Origin of the sequence: Streptomyces sp. NPDC006529 (assembly GCF_040611795.1) — a bacterium.
Classification (GTDB): Bacteria; Actinomycetota; Actinomycetes; order Streptomycetales; family Streptomycetaceae; genus Streptomyces.
In genome coordinates this window covers 21,365-38,351 of sequence record NZ_JBEXPB010000046.1, presented here as the reverse complement: position 1 = coordinate 38,351, position 16,987 = coordinate 21,365, and the positions used below count along the sequence as shown (strand labels likewise).

Genomic DNA, 16,987 nt, shown 5'->3' with positions numbered 1-16,987 from the left:
GATCATGGTCCGCGCCGCCATTCTGCCCGCCATCGGAGCACCCCTGGAGATCCGGGAGATCGTGCTCCCCGATCCCGGACCCGGGCAGGTCCGGGTCAAGCTCACCGCCGCCGGGGTCTGCCACTCGGACCTCTCGCTCACCAACGGCACCATGCGGGTGCCCGTACCCGCCGTCCTCGGCCACGAGGGGTCCGGGACCGTCCTCGCCGTCGGAGAGGGCGTCACCCACGTCGCGCCCGGCGACGGGGTGGTCCTCAACTGGGCCCCGTCCTGCGGGCAGTGCCACCACTGCTCGATCGGCGAGGTCTGGCTCTGCGTCAACGCCCTCGCGGGCGTCGGCGCGGTCTACGCCCACGACGCGCGGGGCACCGAACTGCATCCCGGGCTCAACGTGGCCGCCTTCGCCGAGGAGACGGTCGTCGCGGCCCGCTGCGTGCTGCCGGCGCCGGCCGGGGTCCCGCTCGCGGAGGCCGCGCTGCTGGGCTGCGCCGTCCTCACCGGGTACGGGGCCGTCCACCACAGCGCCCAGGTCCGGCCGGGGGAGTCCGTCGCCGTCTTCGGCGTCGGCGGGGTCGGCCTGGCCGCGCTCCAGGCGGCGCGGATCGCGATGGCGGGGCCGATCGTGGCCGTGGACGTCTCCCCGGCCAAGGAGGAACTGGCCCGGGCGGCCGGGGCCACGGAGTTCGTCCTGGCCTCCGACACCACCGCCAAGGAGATCCGCGGCCTCACCGGGGGGCGGGGGGTGGACGTCGCCGTCGAGTGCGTGGGGCGGGCCGAGACGATCCGGGGGGCCTGGGACTCCACCCGGCGAGGTGGGCGCACGACGGTCGTCGGGATCGGGGGCAAGGAGCAGCAGGTCTCCTTCCACGCCCTGGAGATCTTCCACTTCGCCCGTACCCTGACCGGCTGCGTCTACGGCAACAGTGATCCGGCCCGGGATCTGCCGGTGCTGGCGGCGCACGTGCGGGGTGGGCGGCTGGATCTTTCGGGGCTGGTCACCGACCGGATCGGGCTCGACGGGATTCCGGCCGCCTTCGAGGCGATGCTGGCGGGCAAGGGGGGCCGGTCCCTGGTCGTCTTCTAGCCGACCCCGGGCCCGGGGCTCGCCCCCCGGGCCCCGCCTCTTGGTACCGGCCTTGGACGAGGGGGCCCGGTCCGGTGCGGTGCCTGCGCGTGGGTGCCGGGCTGGTGCTGCCTCCGGCGGCGCCTCAAACGCCGGCGGGGCTGGATTTGGCTGGCCCCGGCCCGGTGTGTGCGCCTGCGCGTAGGTGCCGGGCCGGTGCTGCCTCCGTGGCCCCTCGTACGCCGGCGGGGCTGGTCTACTCGCCCCGCAAGGCCTCGTACTGGAGGGTCAGGCCGTCCAGGAGGGCCGTCAGGCCGGTTTCGAAGGCGCCTTGGTCGACTTCGCGCTGGCGGTCCGCCAGGAGGTGGGCCTGGCCGAGGTGGGGGTAGTCCGCCGGGTCGTACGCCGCCTCGTCGTCCACGAAACCTCGGGCGAAGGAGGCGACGGCCGAGCCCAGGATGAAGTAGCGCATCAGGGCGCCGATGCGGGTCGCCTGGGCGGGCGGCCAGCCCGCTTGCGTCATCGCGCCGAACACCGCGTCGGCGACCCGCAGGCCGGCTGGCCGCCGCCCCGGTCCCCGGGCCAGTACCGGCACGATGTGGGGGTGGTCGGCCAGCGCGTCCCGGTAGGAGTGCGCCCAGTCGGCCAGCGCCGTGCGCCAGTCGCGGGGGTCTCCGGCCTCGAACATCGACAGGTCGACCCGCGCGCTCACCGCGTCCGCCACCGCCTCCAGGATCTGGTCCTTGGTGCGGAAGTGGTTGTAGAGGGAGGGGCCGCTGACCCCCAGGGCCGCGGCCAGCCGCCGGGTCGAGACCGCCTCCAGTCCCTCCGCGTCCACGAGCGCGCCCGCCGCCTCGACGATGCGTTCTCTGCTCAGGAGGGGCTTGCGCGGTCTGGCCATGCGCCACATAGTAGGGCCTGCCCGAATTAAACTAGCGGCGCTAATTTAAGGCGTCGTCCCATGCGTCCGAGCGACGTGCGAGGGGTGGCCATGAACCTGGAACTCAGCGAGGAGCAGACGGCGGTCCGCCGGCTCGCGCGCGACTTCGCCGACCGCGAGATCGCCCCGTACGCCGCCGCGTGGGACCGCACCGAGAGCGTGGACCGGGGGATCGTCGAGAAGCTCGGCTCCGTCGGCTTCCTCGGCCTGACCGTCCCCGAGGAGTACGGCGGCTCCGGCGGCGACCACCTCTCCTACGTCCTGGTGACCGAGGAACTCGGCCGTGCCGACTCCGCCGTGCGCGGCATCGTCTCCGTCTCCCTCGGCCTGGTCGCCAAGACCATCGCAGCCTGGGGCGACGAGGAGCAGAAGCGGTCCTGGCTGCCGCGGCTGTGCTCCGGCGACGCCCTCGGCTGCTTCGGCCTCACCGAGCCCGGCACCGGCTCCGACGCGGGGAACCTCACCACCCGCGCCGTCCTCGACCCGGCCACCGGCACGTACACCGTCAACGGCGCCAAGCAGTTCATCACCAACGGCACCTGGGCCGACGTCGTCCTCCTCTTCGCCCGCACCAACGACGAGCCGGGCCACCGCGGCGTCTCCGCCTTCCTCGTCCCGGCCGACGCCCCCGGCCTGACCCGCCGCGAGATCCACGGCAAACTCGGCCTGCGCGGCCAGGCCACCGCCGAACTCGCCTTCGAGGACGTGCGCGTGCCCGCCACCGCGATGCTCGGCCCCGAGGGCAAGGGCTTCTCCGTCGCGATGTCCGCGCTGGCCAAGGGCCGGATGTCGGTCGCCGCGGGCTGCGTCGGCATCGCGCAGGCCGCGCTGGACGCCGCCCTCGCGTATGCGGCCCAGCGCGAGCAGTTCGGCAAGCCGATCGCCGGTCACCAGCTCGTCCAAGAGCTGATCGCGGACATCTCCGTGGACGTGGACGCCGCCCGGCTGCTCACCTGGCGCGTCGCCGACCTCATCGACCGCGGGCTCCCCTTCGCGGCCGAGTCCTCCACCGCCAAGCTCTTCGCCTCGGAGGCCGCCGTCCGCGCCGCGAGCAACGCCCTCCAGGTGCACGGCGGTTACGGCTACATCGACGAGTACCCGGCGGGCAAGCTCCTGCGCGACGCCCGCGTGATGACCCTCTACGAAGGCACCAGCCAGATCCAGAAGCTGCTCATCGGTCGCGCCCTCACCGGTGTCTCGGCCTTCTGAGCGCCCGCCGCGCGGCCTCCCGCGAGCCGTTCCTGAGTACGCACCTGAGTACGCGAGCGGATTACCCCCGCCGCGCCGGCTCGCGATGCTGGAGCCATGAACGAGACACCGGTCAAGCAGCAGAACACGGGGGCCTACTACGGCCAGGCCGTCGCCTCCTTCGGCGTCGCGATGGGCGCCGTCGCCCTGGGGATCTACAACCTGGAGGCGAACGCCTGGGTCCGGGCCTTCCTCGGCATCGCGGTGCTCTACCTCACCACCTCCGCCTTCACGCTCGCCAAGGTGGTCCGCGACCGCCAGGAGGTGACCCAGATCGTCACCCGGGTCGACCAGGCGCGGATGGAGAAGATCATGACGGAGTACGACCCCTTCACGCCGCGGCCGCCGAAGCCCGCGCAGGAGCGCTGAGCGCGGCGCCGGCCGCGGAGCGTCACCGCCGTGCCGGCGCCGGACGACCTAAGCGCTTGCTCACCCTCCGGTAAGGTGTTCACTTCCACACGGGGACGAGCAGGGCGAAGAGGGTGAGCGGGCGATGGACATCGCGGACCAGGCGACGACCGGCGGCTACCGGCCGTGGTCGGAGGTCACCCCCGACGCCGCGCGCCGGCTGCTGCTCGCGGCCGTCGAGGCCTTCGCGGAGCGCGGCTACCACGCCACCACCACGCGGGACATCGCCGGCCGGGCCGGGATGAGCCCGGCCGCGCTGTACATCCACTACAAGACCAAGGAAGAGCTGCTCCACCGGATCAGCCGGATCGGCCACGACAAGGCCCTGGAGATCCTGGAGACGGCCGCCGACGGCGCCGGCACCGCCGCCGAGCGGCTCGACGCCGCCGTCCGGTCCTTCGTGCTGTGGCACGCCGCGCACCACACCACCGCGCGGGTGGTCCAGTACGAGCTCGATGCTCTCGCTCCGGGGCACCGCTCCGAGATCGTGGCACTGCGCCGCCGCAGCGACGCCGCCGTCCGCCGGATCCTCGCCGACGGGGTGCGCGCGGGGGAGTTCGACGTCCCGGACGTGCCCGGCACCACCCTCGCCGTGCTGTCGCTGTGCATCGACGTGGCCCGCTGGTTCAGCGCGTCCGGGCAGCGCACGCCCGAGGAGGTCGGCGCCCTCTATGCCGGCCTCGTGCTCCGCATGGTCGGGGCGCGCCCGTGACGCCGTAGCGCCGCCCGGGTGATCGCGCCTCGGCCTCCCTGATCCGCCGCGCCGGCCGAACGCCCGCCGCCCGCCCCGGCCGCCGTCAGAAGTAGTAGCGCGACACCGTCTCCGCCACGCACACCGGCTTGTCGCCGCCCTCGCGCTCGATCGTCACCGTGGCGGCGACCTGCACCCCGCCGCCCGCCTCCGTGACGGCGGTGATCACCGCGGTGGACCGCAGCCGCGAGCCGACCGGCACCGGCGCCGGGAAGCGCACCTTGTCCACCCCGTAGTTGATGCCCATCTTCATGCCCTCGACCCGCATCGTCTGCGGCACCAGCGTCGGCAGCAGTGCCAGCGTCAGATAGCCGTGCGCGATGGTCGTCCCGAAGGGCCCCGACGCGGCCCGCTCCGGGTCGACGTGGATCCACTGGTGATCGCCGGTGGCGTCCGCGAAGAGGTCGATGCGCTTCTGGTCGATCTCCAGCCACTCGCTCGGCCCGAGCGGCTCACCGACCCCTGCGCGCAGCTCCTCGGCGGACGTGAAGATCCTGGGCTCGGCCATGCGGGTGCCCCTGCCTCTCAACAGCTGTCGATCAACGGAATAAGCGCTTGCTCAGCATGCTGGGGCCGCAAGGCCCTGTCAACGGACGCCCGCGCCCACCGCCCCCCACGGCCTCCGGCACCCCCACCGCACCCCCGACGGCACCGACTACGCTCGGCCCGGTGCCGCAGATTCCCGAAAACGTCCACGAACTCACCGTCGGCCAGCTGTCCGCGCGCAGCGGCGCGGCGGTCTCCGCGCTCCACTTCTACGAGACCAAGGGCCTGATCAGCAGCCGCCGCACCGCGGGCAACCAGCGCCGCTACACCCGTGACGCCCTGCGCCGGGTCGCCTTCGTCCGCGCCGCCCAGCGCGTCGGCATCCCGCTGGTCACCATCCGCGAAGCCCTGGCCCAGCTGCCGGAGGAGCGCACCCCCACCCACGAGGACTGGGCCCGGCTGTCCGAGAACTGGCGCGCCGAACTCGATCAGCGGATCGAGCAGCTCAGCCGCCTGCGCGACCACTTGAGCGACTGCATCGGCTGCGGCTGCCTCTCCCTGGAGACCTGCGTGCTGTCCAACCCGGGCGACGTCTTCGGCGACCGCATCACCGGCTCCCGCCTCTACGTCACGCCCCGGTAACCCCGTACGGGCAGCCCCGTCCGCACAACGCGGCAACCTACGGGCAGCCCCTCACGCCGTCTCCGCGAGCGCGGGTCTCGGCACCACGATTCCGCAGCCCGCGCACACCGGCCCGACCCAGTGGCCCGGCCCGGCCGGGGCCTGCCAGCGCAGCTCCTCGTCCCCGCACACCGGGCACCCCGTGCTTGGTTCCGACTCCAGCGCCTTCACCAGCCGCCGCAGCACCTCGCCCAGCGCGCCGTCGGGACGGACGTCCGGGTCGGCGCACCGCACCACCGCCTCGCCGCTCCACGCCCACTCCGGCCGGCGCAGCCCGTCGTGCTTCTCCCGCCGCCTGCGCTCGGCGAAGTGCCGCTCGTACTCCAGCCACACCGCCCGGGCGTCCTCCAGCTCCTCCAGCGCCGCGACCAGCCGGAGCGGGTCCGCGCCCCGGTCGTCGGGCCCGATCCCGTGCCGGTCGCACAGGTGCGACCAGGTCGCCCGGTGCCCGTACGGGGCGAACCGCTCCAGGCAGCGGCGCAGGGAATGGCGCCGCAGGGCCCGGTCGTTGGCCGCGTCGCGCACCTGGTACGCCAGACTACGGAAACCCGCCATCTCACCTGCACCTCCGTCGCGCTCGTGCTCGCATGGGGCATCGAGTGACGTCACATGTCGTTGATGTGCCCAACATGCCCGCCCATCCGCAGGCGCATGCGGGGGCGGTCGATGCGTGTGGGTGGCACATGGCCGGAAATCAGCGCCCCACGCGCCCCGCCAGGGTGACCAGACGGGCCAGTTCCTCGTGGCAGACGTCGCTGTGCGCCCCGGAAGGCGCCCCTCCGCGGCGCACCACGGACGCCGCGTCCACGCTGACGCATCCGGCCGCCGGCAGCCCGCCGCGCAGCGCCGCCTCCAGGGTCAGCCGCGCCGCGCCCGGGACCTCCTGGATGCCGTCGTGCCCCAGCGCGCCCCACCGGCTGTCGAAACCCGCGAAACCGGTCGCGTCCCCGGCCAGCCGGGAGGCCAGCGGGTAGAACACCTTCAGCGCCGTGTCGAAGTCCGAATGGCAGGCCACCACCGGACCGTCCACCCGCGCCTGCAGGCCGCGCAGGTCCCCCGCGCCCCGGCCGAACGGCAGCCGCGCGGCGAACGCGTAGTGGGAGAAGGCGCCTTGCAGCAGGGTCACCGAGCGCACGGGCCGCGGGCCGCCCGCGGGCATCGCGCGCAGTGCGAACGCCACCACCCGCGCCCCGAAGCTGTGCCCGATCAGGTGCACCCGCGGGCCGGTCCCGCCGCCCGCGGTCCGGGCCAGACCCGCCAGGACCGGGCCGAGCCCGTGCTCCCCGACGGCCCCCGCGCGCTTCTTCATCCGGTAGTAGGCGGCCTGCCGCAGCAGCTCCTTGGCCCCGTTCCAGAGCGAGTGCGCGGCGCTGCCGGGCGACAGGCCCCGCGCCCCCGGTTCCGGCGGCGCGCCGTCCAGCGCCCCGGTCTCCGCGAGGGCGTCCGTAAAGGCCCGGCACACCTCCAGCACGTCCGCCGTGAACATCAGGGGCACCCCGCCGGATACGGCGGCATTCTGGCCCGGCGCTCCGTCCGTGCCGCTCAACTCCCGTATCAGCGCACCGAATTCGACGAAGGCGGCGGTCGATTCCGGCTGCTCGTCCAGGAGCTCCGCCACCCGGTCCAGCTCGGCGTCCCGGCCCGGCCAGAACTCCCCGAGCGCCCGTCGCGTCGGCGGATCCAGCCGTATCGCGTAGCCGGCGCCGGCGGCCGCTCCCTGGTGCTCGAAGTCCGGTGCCGGCTCGTCGGAGAAGGCCGTCGACGGCCAGAACACCCCCACGTACCCGGGCCGCACCCCCGGCCCCAGCAGCCCGGGGAACGGCGCGAAGAAGCGGTCGTAGAGCCGGGTCGAGGTGGCCCGGGAGCTGTTCCAGCCGTGCGCGAAGACCAGCAGGTCGGTCACGTCCAGCCCGGCCACCGCGTCCCGGCTCGCCGGATCCACGTCCCCGTCCGCGTCGAAGACCAGCTCCGCGTACGGCCGTACGCCCATCCCCGCGACCCCCGCGCCCGCCATCCCCGCACCCGCCATGACGTCCCCCTCCGCGTCGCACCGCCGGGCCGCCGCGCGGCCGGTGCCGACAGCATCCTGCGGCCACCCCCGTCCGGCCAGACCCCCGGCCGGACCGCCGTACGCGCCCCGCGCGCGGCCGGGCTCAGCGGTAGAGCAGGTACCCCTCCCGCACCGCCGCGAACCGCGCCAGCCCCGCCTCCCAGTCCGCCGCGATCTCCGCGACCCCGGCCCCCGCGTCCACCATCCGCCGCACCCGGTCCGAGCCGGTCAGCCGGTCGATCCAGTGGTCCTCCCGCCACGCGAACCCGCTCCAGGCGCGGCGCGCGCTCACCAGTAGCCCGACCCCGGTCCGCACCGGGTCGAACGCCTCCGGATCGTGCACCAGCAGCCGCACCCCGCCGCACACGCGGCCCGCGTGCTTGGAGAAGGACGGCGTGAACCAGGCCTCCCGGAACCACACCCCCGCCAGCCCCAGTGCCTCCGCCTCCCGCGCCCACCGCCGGTCCACGCCCTCCGCGCCCAGCAGGTGGAAGGGGGTGGTGGTGCCCCGCCCCTCGGACAGGTTCGTCCCCTCGAACAGGCAGGTCCCGGCATACGCGAGCGCCGTCTCCGGGGTCGGCACGTTGGGGCTCGGCGGCACCCACGGCAGCCCCGTCGCCCCGAACCGGGCGCCGCGCCGCCAGCCGGACATCCGGACCGTGCGCAGCCGGGCCGGGCGCGCCGCCAGGAACTCGCCGTTGAACAGCAGCGCCAGCTCGGCCGCGGTCATCCCGTGCGCGAGCGCGATCGGCTCCCGGCCCACCCCGCTCGCGTACGCCCGCTCCAGCACCGGACCGGCGGCCCGCGCCCCGCCGACCGGATTGGGCCGGTCCAGCACCACCACGGCCTTGTCCGCCAGGGCCGCCGCCCGCATGCAGTCGTAGAGCGTCCAGATGTAGGTGTAGAACCGCGCCCCCACGTCCTGGACGTCGAAGACCACCGTGTCCACCCCGGCCGCGGTGAAGACGTCCGCCAGTGCCTGGCCGCTCTTGCCGTAGACGTCGTACACGGGCAGCCCGGTCGCCGGATCGCGCGCGGTCCCCTCCGACCCGCCCGCCTGCGCGGTCCCGCGGAACCCGTGCTCCGGCCCGAACACCGCGACCAGGCGCACCCGTTCGTCCGCGTGCAGTACGTCCACCAGGTGGCGCGCGTCGGCGGTGATCCCGGTGGGGTTGGTGAGCACGCCGACCCGCTGACCGGCGAGTTCCGCGTACCCGTCGGCCATCAGCCGCTCCAGCCCGGTCACCACCCGCTCCGGAGACCGCTCCGAGCCCGCCCGCGCGGGCGGCGCGGCTCCCACCACCCCCACGGCGCCCAGCGCTCCGGCCACTCCCAGCAGTCCCCGCCGCGACATATCCATCGACCTCACGCTAGGCGTCGGCACTCTTCCGTCCCGGCATACCGACTGGTTAGTCTGCCGTCGACCGGCGCGATCCGGCGCGGGCCGCGGCAGGCGACGAGGAGCGATCCAGTGGGCACGGACCAGTACGGCCGGCACGACGGACACGGGGACGGCGGATACGGGGAGCGCGGGCAGGCGCAGGAGCGGGAGGACACCCGGGGCGGCGGCGTCCGGAACGCCCACGAGGGGGCGCGCGTCGTCGTCACCGGCGCGGGCGGCGGGATCGGCGCCGCCCTGGCGCGCCGGTTCGCCGCCGAGGGCGCGACCGTCGTGGTCAACGACCTCGACCCGGTCAAGGCCGCGGCCGTCGCGGCGGAGATCGGCCCCCGGGCGACCGCGCTGGCCGGTGACGCCTCGGCCGTCGCGGAGGCGGCCCGCGAGGCGCTCGGCGGGACGGTGGACGTCTACTGCGCGAACGCCGGGCTGGCCTCGGGCGGCGACGCCTTCGCCGACGAGGCGGTCTGGGACGCGGCCTGGCAGACGAACGTGATGGCCCACGTCCGCGCGGCCCGCGCGCTGCTGCCGCACTGGCTGGAGCGCGGGAGCGGCCGGTTCGTCTCCACCGTCTCGGCCGCCGGGCTCCTGACCATGATCGGGGCCGCGCCGTACAGTGTCACCAAGCACGGTGCACTCGCCTTCGCCGAATGGCTGTCGCTGACCTACCGCCACCGCGGGATCCGGGTCCACGCCATCTGCCCGCAAGGAGTGCGCACCGACATGCTGACGGCCGCGGGGTCCGCCGGTGAGCTGGTGCTCGCGCCGACCGCCATCGAGCCCGAGGCGGTCGCGGACGCCCTCTTCGAGGGCATGGCGCGGGACCGGTTCCTGATCCTCCCGCACCCCGAGGTCGCCGGGTACGCCGCCGCCCGCGCCGCCGACCCCGACCGCTGGCTCGCCGGGATGAACCACCTCCAGCAGAAGTGGGAGACGGAGTGACCCCGGACGCGCAGCCGCCTACGGACGCCCACCCGACCCGGGACACGCGCCCGGCCCCGACCCCGGACGCACACCCGGACACGCACCCGGCCCCGGACGCGCCCTCCGGTGCCCGCCCGACGCAGCCCCCCGCGCCCGACTCGCCGTACGCCGCGCGCCCCTGGCTCGGCCGGCTCACCGCCGCGCAGCGGGCCCCGGTGGATGCGCCGCCCACCGTGCTGCACGCCTTCCGCGCCGCAGTGGCCCGGGCCCCGGGCCGCACCGCGCTCGCCTATTTCGACGGGCGGATCGGCTACGCCGAGGCCGACGCGCTCTCCGACTCCGTCGCCGGGTACCTCGCGGAGCGCGGGGTGCGGGCCGGGGACCGGGTCGCGGTGATGCTCCAGAACACCCCCCACTTCGCGCTCGCCGCCCTGGCCGTCTGGAAGGCCGGGGCCGTCGTGGTCCCGCTCAACCCCATGTACAAGTCCGCCGAGGTGGGCCACATCCTGCGCGACTCCGGCGCCGCCGCGCTGGTGTGCGAGCCCCGCGCCTGGTCGGCGTACCTCGCCGCGGCGACCGCGGGCACGGGCGTACGGACCGTGCTCACCGCCAGTGACCTGGACTTCCAGAGCCGCGGCGACACCCGGGTCCTGGCACCGGAGCCGGAGCACGAGCCGCCGCCCCCCGGCGCCCCCGCCGAGGACTTCCTGACCGTGGCCCGCCACGGTCACCCGGCGCCCGCCCTCCCCGGCGCCGGCCCCGCCGACACCGCCCTGATCAGCTACACCTCCGGCACCAGCGGCACCCCCAAGGGCGCCATGAACCCGCACGGCGCGGTCACCTACAACGCCGAGCGGCAGGTCACCGGGCACCCCGTCCCCGAGGGCGCCACCTACTTCGCCCTCGCCCCGCTCTTCCACATCACCGGCCTGGTCTGCGAACTCGCCGCCTGCTTCCGCAACGCGGGCACCCTCGCCCTGGCCCACCGCTTCGACGCCGGCGTGGTCCTGGACGCCTTCCTCGAACACCGCCCGGCCTACACCGTCGGCCCGGCCACCGCCTTCATGGCCCTGGCCGCCCACCCGGACGTCACCCGCGACCACTTCGCCTCCTTCCTGGTGGTCTCCTCCGGCGGGGCCCCGCTGCCGCCCGCGCTGGTCGAGCGGCTGCGCGCCGCCTTCGGCTGCTACCTCCGCAACGGCTACGGGCTGACCGAGTGCACCGCCCCCTGCGCCTCGGTGCCCCCGCACCTCGAAGCGCCGGTCGACCCCGCCTCCGGCACCCTCTCCGTCGGGCTGCCGGGCGCGGAGACGCTCGTCCGGATCCTCGACGAGCGGGGCGCCGAGGTGCCGCTCGGCGAGAGCGGCGAGATCGCCGTCCGCGGCCCCCAGGTGGTGCCGGGCTACTGGCGGCTGCCCGACGCCACCGCGAAGGCCTTCCCGGACGGCGAGCTGCGCACCGGCGACGTGGGGTTCATGGACGCGGATGGCTGGCTCTATGTGGTCGACCGCAAGAAGGACATGATCAACGCCTCCGGTTTCAAGGTCTGGCCGCGCGAGGTCGAGGACCTGCTCTACACCCATCCGGCGGTCCGCGAAGCGGCCGTCGTGGGCGTTCCGGACCCGTACAGGGGGGAGAGTGTGAAGGCGTACGTCAGCCTTCGCCCCGGTATGTCCGTGGAGCCCGCCGAGCTGTCCGCGTACTGCGCCGAGCGGATCGCCGCGTACAAGTACCCGCGCCAGGTCGAGATCCTGCCTGTTCTCCCGAAGACGACCAGTGGCAAGATCCTGCGACGGGAACTGCGCGAGCGCGGCTGAAAACCAGCGGTGCGCGCGTCATGTCGTAGGTGAAGCCGAAGGGAAGGCGAAGGCCATGGAAACCAGGGAGCCCGCGCGGTCGCAGGAGTCCGCACGCCCGCAGGAGTCCAACCGGCCGCCCGAGGGGGCCGCACGGCCGAAGGAGTCCGCCGCCGCGCAGGACGCGCCGGTCCCGCAGCGGCTGCTGGCCGTCGCCACCCGGCTCTTCGCCGAGCGGGGCTACGACCGCACCTCGGTCCAGGAGATCGTGGAGGCGGCCGGGGTCACCAAGGGTGCGCTCTACCACTACTTCGGCTCCAAGGACGACCTGCTCCACGAGGTGTACGCGCGCATGCTGCGCCTCCAGCAGCAGCGGCTCGACGCGATCGCCGACTCGCCGGCCCCGGTCGAGGAGCGGCTGCGCGCGGCCGCGGCCGACGTGGTGGTCACCACGATCGAGAACCTCGACGACGCGATGATCTTCTTCCGGTCGATGCACCAGCTCAGCCCGGAGAAGTACAAGCAGGTACGGGCCGAGCGCCGGCGCTACCACGAGCGCTTCCGGGCCCTGGTCGAAGAGGGCCAGCTCGCCGGGGTCTTCGCCACCGCCACCCCCGCCGACCTGATCGTGGACTACCACTTCGGGTCGGTCCACCACCTGTCCACCTGGTACCGCGAGGACGGCCCGCTCACCCCGCAGCAGGTGGCCGACCACCTCGCCGACCTGCTGCTGCGCGCCCTGCGCCCCTGACGCCCGGTGACCCCGGTGCCCCCGGCCGGCGGGTCGGGGGGCACCGGGTGTGCGCCCGGCGGGTCAGCGGTAGCGCTTGAGCTCCCGCCGGGCCAGCGAGCGCTGGTGCACCTCGTCCGGGCCGTCCGCGAGGCGCAGCGTCCGCGCCGCCGCCCACAGCTCCGCGAGCGGGAAGTCCTGGCTGACCCCGCCCGCCCCGTGCAACTGCACCGCCTGGTCCAGGATCCCGACCACCGCGCGCGGGGTCGCGATCTTGATGGCCTGGATCTCGGTGTGCGCGCCCCGGTTGCCCACCGTGTCCATCAGCCAGGCCGTCTTCAGCACCAGCAGCCGCAGCTGCTCCACGGTCACCCGCGCGTCCGCGATCCAGTTCTGCACCACGCCCTGCGCTGCCAGCTCCTTGCCGAAGGCGGTCCGCGCCAGAGCGCGCCGGCACATCAGCTCGATGGCGCGCTCCGCCATCCCGATCAGCCGCATGCAGTGGTGGATGCGGCCCGGGCCGAGCCGGGCCTGGGCGATCGCGAAGCCGCCGCCCTCCTCGCCGATCAGGTGAGAGGCGGGGACGCGTACGCCGTCGAAGACCACCTCGGCATGGCCGCCGTGGTCGTGGTCCTGGTAGCCGTACACGCTCATCGCCCGCCGGACCTCGACGCCCGGGGCGTCGCGCGGCACCAGGATCATCGACTGCTGGCGGCGCGGATCGGCGTGGTCCGGGTCGGTCTTGCCCATCACGATGAACACGGCGCAGTCCGGGTTCATGGCTCCGGAGATGTACCACTTGCGGCCGGTGACCACGTAGCTCGCGCCGTCGGCGGACCGCTCGATCCGCGTCTCGACGTTGGTGGCGTCCGAGGACGCCACCTCCGGCTCGGTCATCGCGAACGCGGACCGGATCTCCCCGGCCAGCAGCGGCTCCAGCCACCGCTTCTTCTGCTCGTCGTCGCCGAACTGGGCCAGCAGCTCCATGTTCCCGGTGTCCGGGGCCGCGCAGTTGGTGGCCATGGGGGCCAGGTGCGGGCTGCGGCCGGTGATCTCGGCGAGCGGCGCGTACTGGAGGTTGGTCAGCCCGGCGCCGTACCGCTCGCCGTCGGCACCCTGTCCGCCGGCGCCGTGCCCGTCCACGAAGAAGAGGTTCCACAGGCCCTGGCGGCGGGCCTCGGCCTTGAGCTCGCCGAAGACCGCCGGAGTGTCCCAGGGCGAGGCGAGCAGCGCCCGCTGCTCGGCCGCCACCGCCTCCGCCGGATAGACGTACTCGTCCATGAACGCGAGCAGCCGCTCGCGGAGTTCCTCGGTCCGGGCGTCGAATGCGAAGTCCATGAGCGCGTGCCTCAGCCTTCCTGGAGGGTCGTCAGACCGTGTGCGATGAAGACCGGGACCAGTTCGCCGATCCGGTCGAAACCCGCTCCCACGGTCTGGCCGAGGGTGAAGCGGTAGTGGATGCCTTCGAGGATCACCGCGAGTTTGAACCAGGCGAAGGCCGTGTACCAGGAGATCGCCCCGGTGTCCCGGCCCGAGCGGGCCGCGTACCGCTCGATCAGCTCGGCGGGCGCCGGGTGGCCGGGCGCGCCGCTCGTCGTGCTCACCGGGGACTCGGTCAGCCCCAGGTCGGAGCTGTACATGACCAGCAGCCCGAGGTCGGTCAGCGGATCGCCGAGGGTGGACATCTCCCAGTCCAGCACCGCGCGGATGGTGTCGTCAGGACCGCCGATCAGCACGTTGTCGAGCCGGAAGTCGCCGTGCACGACGGTCGGCGCGGGGGAGTGGGGCAGGGCCCGGCCGAGCGCTCCGTGCAGCTCGTCGATCCCGGCCAGCTCGCGCCCCCGGGAGGCCGCGAGCTGTTTGCCCCAGCGGCGCAGCTGCCGGTCGAGGAATCCCTCGGGGCGGCCGAAGTCGCCGAGGCCCACCGCCTCCGGGTCCACCGCGTGCAGGTCGACCAGGGTGTCCACCAGGCCGAGCACCGCCCGCCGGGTCCGGTCGGGGCCGAGCGCGGCGAGCTGGTCCGCCGTGCGGTAGGGCACCCCCTCCACGTGCTCCATGACGTAGAACGGGGCGCCGAGCACCGACTCGTCCTCGCAGAGCAGCAGTGCTCCGGGCACCGGCACGGCCGTGCCCGCCAGCGCCGCGATCACCCGGTGCTCGCGGCGCATGTCGTGCGCGGTGGCCAGGACGTGCCCGAGGGGCGGGCGGCGGACCACCCAGCGGCCGGCGCCGTCGGTGATCTCATAGGTGAGGTTCGACCGGCCGCCCTCGATCAGCCGGCCGCTCAGCGGCCCGGTCACCAGTCCGGGACGCGTGCGGTCGAGGTGGCCGCGCAGCCGCTCCAGGTCGAGACCCCGGGGGTCGGCCGGTGGTGTGGTCATGGTGCGGACCTCCGTGAAGGGTGGGGCGGGTGCCAGTCGGCCGGGGGCAGGTGTCTCGGAGCCATCATGCCGACCAGTCGGTATGTCGTCCAGGGTGCGGACCGGAACTTCGCCCCCGAGGCCGCGGCCCGGTGCGCACTCCGCCGTCACGCGTGGCAGGCGACCGGCACTCCGCCGTTCATCACCGTCATGTCCCGCAGCACCGCCATGATGTCCAGCGGCTCGCCGAGGACGCCCCCGTCCAGCTCCGCGTACGCCCGGTGCAGGTTCGCCACCAGCCGCTCGCTCTCCCTCCAGTGCGCGAACTCCCCGAGGTCCGCCCGGCGCGCGGTCTCCAGCGGGGTGTCCCCGCGCTCGCGGCCCTCCTGGGCGAGGTGGTCGACGTAGCGCAGGTAGCGTTCGGTGGCCTCGTACGCCGACGGGTCCGTCAGCGGCCCGTGCCCCGGTACGACGGTCTCCGCGTCCAGGGCCCGCAGCAGCTCCAGCGCCCGCAGCGAGCCCGCCAGCGAACCCATTGCCAGGAACGGCGTGCCCTCGGCGAAGACCAGGTCCCCGGTGAAGACGGTCCGCTGCCGGGGCAGCCACACCACGGAGTCGCCGACGGTGTGCGCGACGCCCGGGTGCATCACCTCCACCTCGGTGTCGCCCACGTGCACGGTGACGCGCTCGCTGTAGGTGAGGTCGGGAGCGGTCAGCGGCAGGGCCCCGAAGTCGGTCTCCGGCCAGATCAGTTCGAGCTGGCGGCCCGCGTCGAGCTGCTCCGAGCGGCACAGGTCGTGGCCGAGGACGAGGGCCTCGGGGGTGAACACGGCGTTGCCGTAGGTGTGGTCGCCGTGGTGGTGGGTGTTGACCACCGTGCGCGGCAGCGGTGACCCGGTCGACAGGACGGCGTCCCGCAGCGCCAGCGCCCGGCGCTCGGTGGCGGCGGTGTCGACCAGCAGGCTGCGGCCGCCGCCGGTCACGAGCCCGGCGTTGTTCAGACACCAGCCGCCGTCCGGCTGTATGTAGGCGAAGACGCCGGGCGCCGGCTGGACGAGGTAGGGCTTCTCTGCGGTCATCTGCGCTCTCCCCGGGTCGCGTTGACGGGCGGGCAGCATCCTGCCAGTCGTCGCGGGGCCGGGGGAGGGCGGGGGCGCCGCTCGTCGGAGCCGGTCAGTGACGTCCCGCGGTGCGCGGAAGCCCGGTCATCCGACCAGGCCGGCCGCGCACACCGCGAGGGCCACGGTCCCCAGGGCGGCCGCGAGCGCGGTGCGGGGGGCGAGCCCCGGGGGCCGTCCGTCCGCCAGCTCCGTCATCCTGCGGTGCGCCACCACCAGGAGCGCCAGCCAGACCACGACGATCACCGCCGTCACGGCCACCGCCGACGGCGACCCGGACCCGCGGAGCGCCTGCCGCACCCCCAGGACGGCGGTCACCGAGGCGCTCAGCGTCGTACGCCGCCACGCCATCCGGGTGCGTTCGGGCTGCAGCCCGGGGTCGCGCGCGCTCACCGCCCGGTCGTCCAGCCCATGAGGACGACCACCACCATCGCGACGGCGACCACCCCCACGCCGAGGCTCAGCACCACCGGGAACGGCGACAGGGGCAGGTCCTCACCGCGCCGCATCGCGCGCTCGCAGCGCACCCAGTGGTTCACCGCGCGCAGCGCGCAGGCCGCACCGACCGCCAGGAGGACGAACGCCAGCCCGACCCGGACCGCCCAGCGCAGGTCCGGCAGGAACTGGTCCACCGCGAAACCCCCGCCGACCAGGGCCAGCGCGGTCCGGATCCAGGCGAGGAAGGTCCGCTCGTTGGCGAGGGAGAACCGGTAGTCGGGGGTCGCCCCCTCGTCCCGCAGCCGCCGCGGGGCGAACCAGAGGCGCACGTCCCTGACGAAGTCGATCATCCGGCCAATCTAGCGGGCGGAGCGGGGTGAGCGCGGGAGCGGTCGGGGCGGCTCGGGGTGGGCGGGCCGCGGCCGGGCCGGTGCCCCGCACGAGCGTCTCCTCGGCTCGCGGCCCCACCGGGTCGGGGAAGGGCACCAGTGGTGGCCGCTCGTCCTGCGGGGACACTCCTGCGTGTCCCCGTCCCGGCCGCGACCCGCCGTGGGGGCGGCCGATCGGTCCCGTCCACGGCCGCGATCCGCCGTGTGGG

Annotated in this window: 18 protein-coding genes; 8 read left to right on the top strand and 10 right to left on the bottom strand. The window is 74.5% G+C overall.

Annotation, left to right across the window (positions count from 1 at the left end; genetic code table 11):
* Positions 1-4 precede the first annotated feature (4 nt).
* Positions 5-1,084 carry a Zn-dependent alcohol dehydrogenase gene (locus tag ABZY31_RS25825; protein WP_356414442.1) on the top strand — a complete coding sequence of 360 codons (1,080 nt, stop codon included), beginning with the start codon at positions 5-7 and terminating at the stop codon, positions 1,082-1,084.
* Positions 1,085-1,319: 235 nt separating this feature from the next.
* Here the strand turns inward: ABZY31_RS25825 and ABZY31_RS25820 are convergent, their stop codons facing one another.
* Entirely contained in the window at positions 1,320-1,964 is a 645-nt protein-coding gene (locus tag ABZY31_RS25820; RefSeq protein ID WP_356414440.1) for a TetR/AcrR family transcriptional regulator, read from the bottom strand.
* A gap of 90 nt (positions 1,965-2,054) precedes the next feature.
* Between ABZY31_RS25820 and ABZY31_RS25815 the strand changes: the two genes are divergently transcribed.
* The 3 genes from ABZY31_RS25815 (at position 2,055) to ABZY31_RS25805 (ending at position 4,371) form a co-directional block, all read left to right on the top strand.
* Positions 2,055-3,212: an acyl-CoA dehydrogenase family protein gene (locus tag ABZY31_RS25815; RefSeq protein WP_356414437.1), complete on the top strand. Its 1,158-nt coding sequence runs from the start codon at positions 2,055-2,057 to the stop codon at positions 3,210-3,212.
* A 96-nt stretch (positions 3,213-3,308) separates the two neighbouring features.
* Positions 3,309-3,620, top strand: coding sequence for a YiaA/YiaB family inner membrane protein (locus ABZY31_RS25810; protein WP_356414434.1), 312 nt, complete (start codon positions 3,309-3,311; stop codon positions 3,618-3,620).
* A 124-nt stretch (positions 3,621-3,744) separates the two neighbouring features.
* Complete coding sequence (locus tag ABZY31_RS25805; RefSeq protein ID WP_356414431.1) at positions 3,745-4,371, top strand: TetR/AcrR family transcriptional regulator; 627 nt, start codon at positions 3,745-3,747, stop codon at positions 4,369-4,371.
* Positions 4,372-4,456: 85 nt separating this feature from the next.
* Here ABZY31_RS25805 and ABZY31_RS25800 read toward each other — a convergent pair whose 3' ends face one another.
* Positions 4,457-4,918 carry a MaoC family dehydratase gene (locus tag ABZY31_RS25800; RefSeq protein WP_356414428.1) on the bottom strand — a complete coding sequence of 154 codons (462 nt, stop codon included), beginning with the start codon at positions 4,916-4,918 and terminating at the stop codon, positions 4,457-4,459.
* A gap of 161 nt (positions 4,919-5,079) precedes the next feature.
* Between ABZY31_RS25800 and soxR the strand changes: the two genes are divergently transcribed.
* Positions 5,080-5,538, top strand: a complete 459-nt coding sequence (gene soxR, locus ABZY31_RS25795) for a redox-sensitive transcriptional activator SoxR (protein ID WP_356414425.1) — start codon at positions 5,080-5,082, stop codon at positions 5,536-5,538.
* 51 nt (positions 5,539-5,589) lie between these two features.
* Here soxR and ABZY31_RS25790 read toward each other — a convergent pair whose 3' ends face one another.
* The 3 genes from ABZY31_RS25790 to ABZY31_RS25780 form a co-directional block, all read right to left on the bottom strand.
* Positions 5,590-6,132 (bottom strand): hypothetical protein, encoded by a 543-nt coding sequence (locus tag ABZY31_RS25790; RefSeq protein WP_356414422.1) that lies wholly within the window; start codon positions 6,130-6,132, stop codon positions 5,590-5,592.
* Between the two features lie 139 nt (positions 6,133-6,271).
* The gene (locus ABZY31_RS25785; protein ID WP_356414420.1) at positions 6,272-7,606 is read right to left on the bottom strand and encodes a serine-threonine protein kinase; all 1,335 of its coding nucleotides are present in this window, start codon (positions 7,604-7,606) and stop codon (positions 6,272-6,274) included.
* Positions 7,607-7,730: 124 nt separating this feature from the next.
* The gene (locus ABZY31_RS25780) at positions 7,731-8,987 is read right to left on the bottom strand and encodes a DUF1343 domain-containing protein (protein WP_356414417.1); all 1,257 of its coding nucleotides are present in this window, start codon (positions 8,985-8,987) and stop codon (positions 7,731-7,733) included.
* Between the two features lie 111 nt (positions 8,988-9,098).
* Here ABZY31_RS25780 and ABZY31_RS25775 point away from each other — a divergent pair, with 111 nt between their 5' ends.
* The 3 genes from ABZY31_RS25775 to ABZY31_RS25765 are packed head-to-tail and all read left to right on the top strand — an operon-like array spanning position 9,099 to position 12,494.
* Positions 9,099-9,965: an SDR family oxidoreductase gene (locus ABZY31_RS25775; RefSeq protein WP_356414414.1), complete on the top strand. Its 867-nt coding sequence runs from the start codon at positions 9,099-9,101 to the stop codon at positions 9,963-9,965.
* Complete coding sequence (locus tag ABZY31_RS25770) at positions 9,962-11,764, top strand: AMP-binding protein (protein ID WP_356414411.1); 1,803 nt, start codon at positions 9,962-9,964, stop codon at positions 11,762-11,764. The genes ABZY31_RS25775 and ABZY31_RS25770 overlap by 4 nt, the downstream gene beginning before the upstream one ends.
* A gap of 55 nt (positions 11,765-11,819) precedes the next feature.
* The gene (locus ABZY31_RS25765) at positions 11,820-12,494 is read left to right on the top strand and encodes a TetR/AcrR family transcriptional regulator (RefSeq protein WP_356414408.1); all 675 of its coding nucleotides are present in this window, start codon (positions 11,820-11,822) and stop codon (positions 12,492-12,494) included.
* A 63-nt stretch (positions 12,495-12,557) separates the two neighbouring features.
* Here the strand turns inward: ABZY31_RS25765 and ABZY31_RS25760 are convergent, their stop codons facing one another.
* The 5 genes from ABZY31_RS25760 to ABZY31_RS25740 all read right to left on the bottom strand — a co-directional run bounded on the left by ABZY31_RS25760 (position 12,558) and on the right by ABZY31_RS25740 (position 16,739).
* On the bottom strand, positions 12,558-13,811 hold the full coding sequence (locus ABZY31_RS25760; RefSeq protein WP_356414405.1) for an acyl-CoA dehydrogenase family protein: 1,254 nt from the start codon (positions 13,809-13,811) through the stop codon (positions 12,558-12,560).
* Positions 13,812-13,822: 11 nt separating this feature from the next.
* On the bottom strand, positions 13,823-14,854 hold the full coding sequence (locus ABZY31_RS25755; RefSeq protein ID WP_356414402.1) for a phosphotransferase family protein: 1,032 nt from the start codon (positions 14,852-14,854) through the stop codon (positions 13,823-13,825).
* A 146-nt stretch (positions 14,855-15,000) separates the two neighbouring features.
* A complete protein-coding gene (locus ABZY31_RS25750; RefSeq protein WP_356414400.1) occupies positions 15,001-15,912 on the bottom strand; it encodes an MBL fold metallo-hydrolase in 912 nt (303 codons plus the stop codon).
* 126 nt (positions 15,913-16,038) lie between these two features.
* A complete protein-coding gene (locus ABZY31_RS25745) occupies positions 16,039-16,344 on the bottom strand; it encodes a DUF202 domain-containing protein (RefSeq protein ID WP_356414397.1) in 306 nt (101 codons plus the stop codon).
* A complete protein-coding gene (locus ABZY31_RS25740) occupies positions 16,341-16,739 on the bottom strand; it encodes a DUF202 domain-containing protein (RefSeq protein ID WP_356414394.1) in 399 nt (132 codons plus the stop codon). Before ABZY31_RS25740 ends, ABZY31_RS25745 begins: the two co-directional genes overlap by 4 nt.
* Positions 16,740-16,987: the final 248 nt, after the last annotated feature.

What these genes read in the sequence shown, in the direction of transcription:
- ABZY31_RS25780 (WP_356414417.1), bottom strand. Translation starts at nt 8,987, where the DNA reads ATGGATATGTCGCGGCGGGGACTGCTGGGAGTGGCCGGAGCGCTGGGC.
- ABZY31_RS25800 (WP_356414428.1), bottom strand. Translation starts at nt 4,918, where the DNA reads ATGGCCGAGCCCAGGATCTTCACGTCCGCCGAGGAGCTGCGCGCAGGG.
- ABZY31_RS25750 (WP_356414400.1), bottom strand. Translation starts at nt 15,912, where the DNA reads ATGACCGCAGAGAAGCCCTACCTCGTCCAGCCGGCGCCCGGCGTCTTC.
- ABZY31_RS25790 (WP_356414422.1), bottom strand. Translation starts at nt 6,132, where the DNA reads ATGGCGGGTTTCCGTAGTCTGGCGTACCAGGTGCGCGACGCGGCCAAC.
- ABZY31_RS25755 (WP_356414402.1), bottom strand. Translation starts at nt 14,854, where the DNA reads ATGACCACACCACCGGCCGACCCCCGGGGTCTCGACCTGGAGCGGCTG.
- ABZY31_RS25825 (WP_356414442.1), top strand. Translation starts at nt 5, where the DNA reads ATGGTCCGCGCCGCCATTCTGCCCGCCATCGGAGCACCCCTGGAGATC.
- ABZY31_RS25815 (WP_356414437.1), top strand. Translation starts at nt 2,055, where the DNA reads ATGAACCTGGAACTCAGCGAGGAGCAGACGGCGGTCCGCCGGCTCGCG.
- ABZY31_RS25820 (WP_356414440.1), bottom strand. Translation starts at nt 1,964, where the DNA reads ATGGCCAGACCGCGCAAGCCCCTCCTGAGCAGAGAACGCATCGTCGAG.
- ABZY31_RS25785 (WP_356414420.1), bottom strand. Translation starts at nt 7,606, where the DNA reads ATGGCGGGTGCGGGGATGGCGGGCGCGGGGGTCGCGGGGATGGGCGTA.
- ABZY31_RS25810 (WP_356414434.1), top strand. Translation starts at nt 3,309, where the DNA reads ATGAACGAGACACCGGTCAAGCAGCAGAACACGGGGGCCTACTACGGC.
- ABZY31_RS25805 (WP_356414431.1), top strand. Translation starts at nt 3,745, where the DNA reads ATGGACATCGCGGACCAGGCGACGACCGGCGGCTACCGGCCGTGGTCG.
- ABZY31_RS25765 (WP_356414408.1), top strand. Translation starts at nt 11,820, where the DNA reads ATGGAAACCAGGGAGCCCGCGCGGTCGCAGGAGTCCGCACGCCCGCAG.
- ABZY31_RS25740 (WP_356414394.1), bottom strand. Translation starts at nt 16,739, where the DNA reads ATGATCGACTTCGTCAGGGACGTGCGCCTCTGGTTCGCCCCGCGGCGG.
- ABZY31_RS25760 (WP_356414405.1), bottom strand. Translation starts at nt 13,811, where the DNA reads ATGGACTTCGCATTCGACGCCCGGACCGAGGAACTCCGCGAGCGGCTG.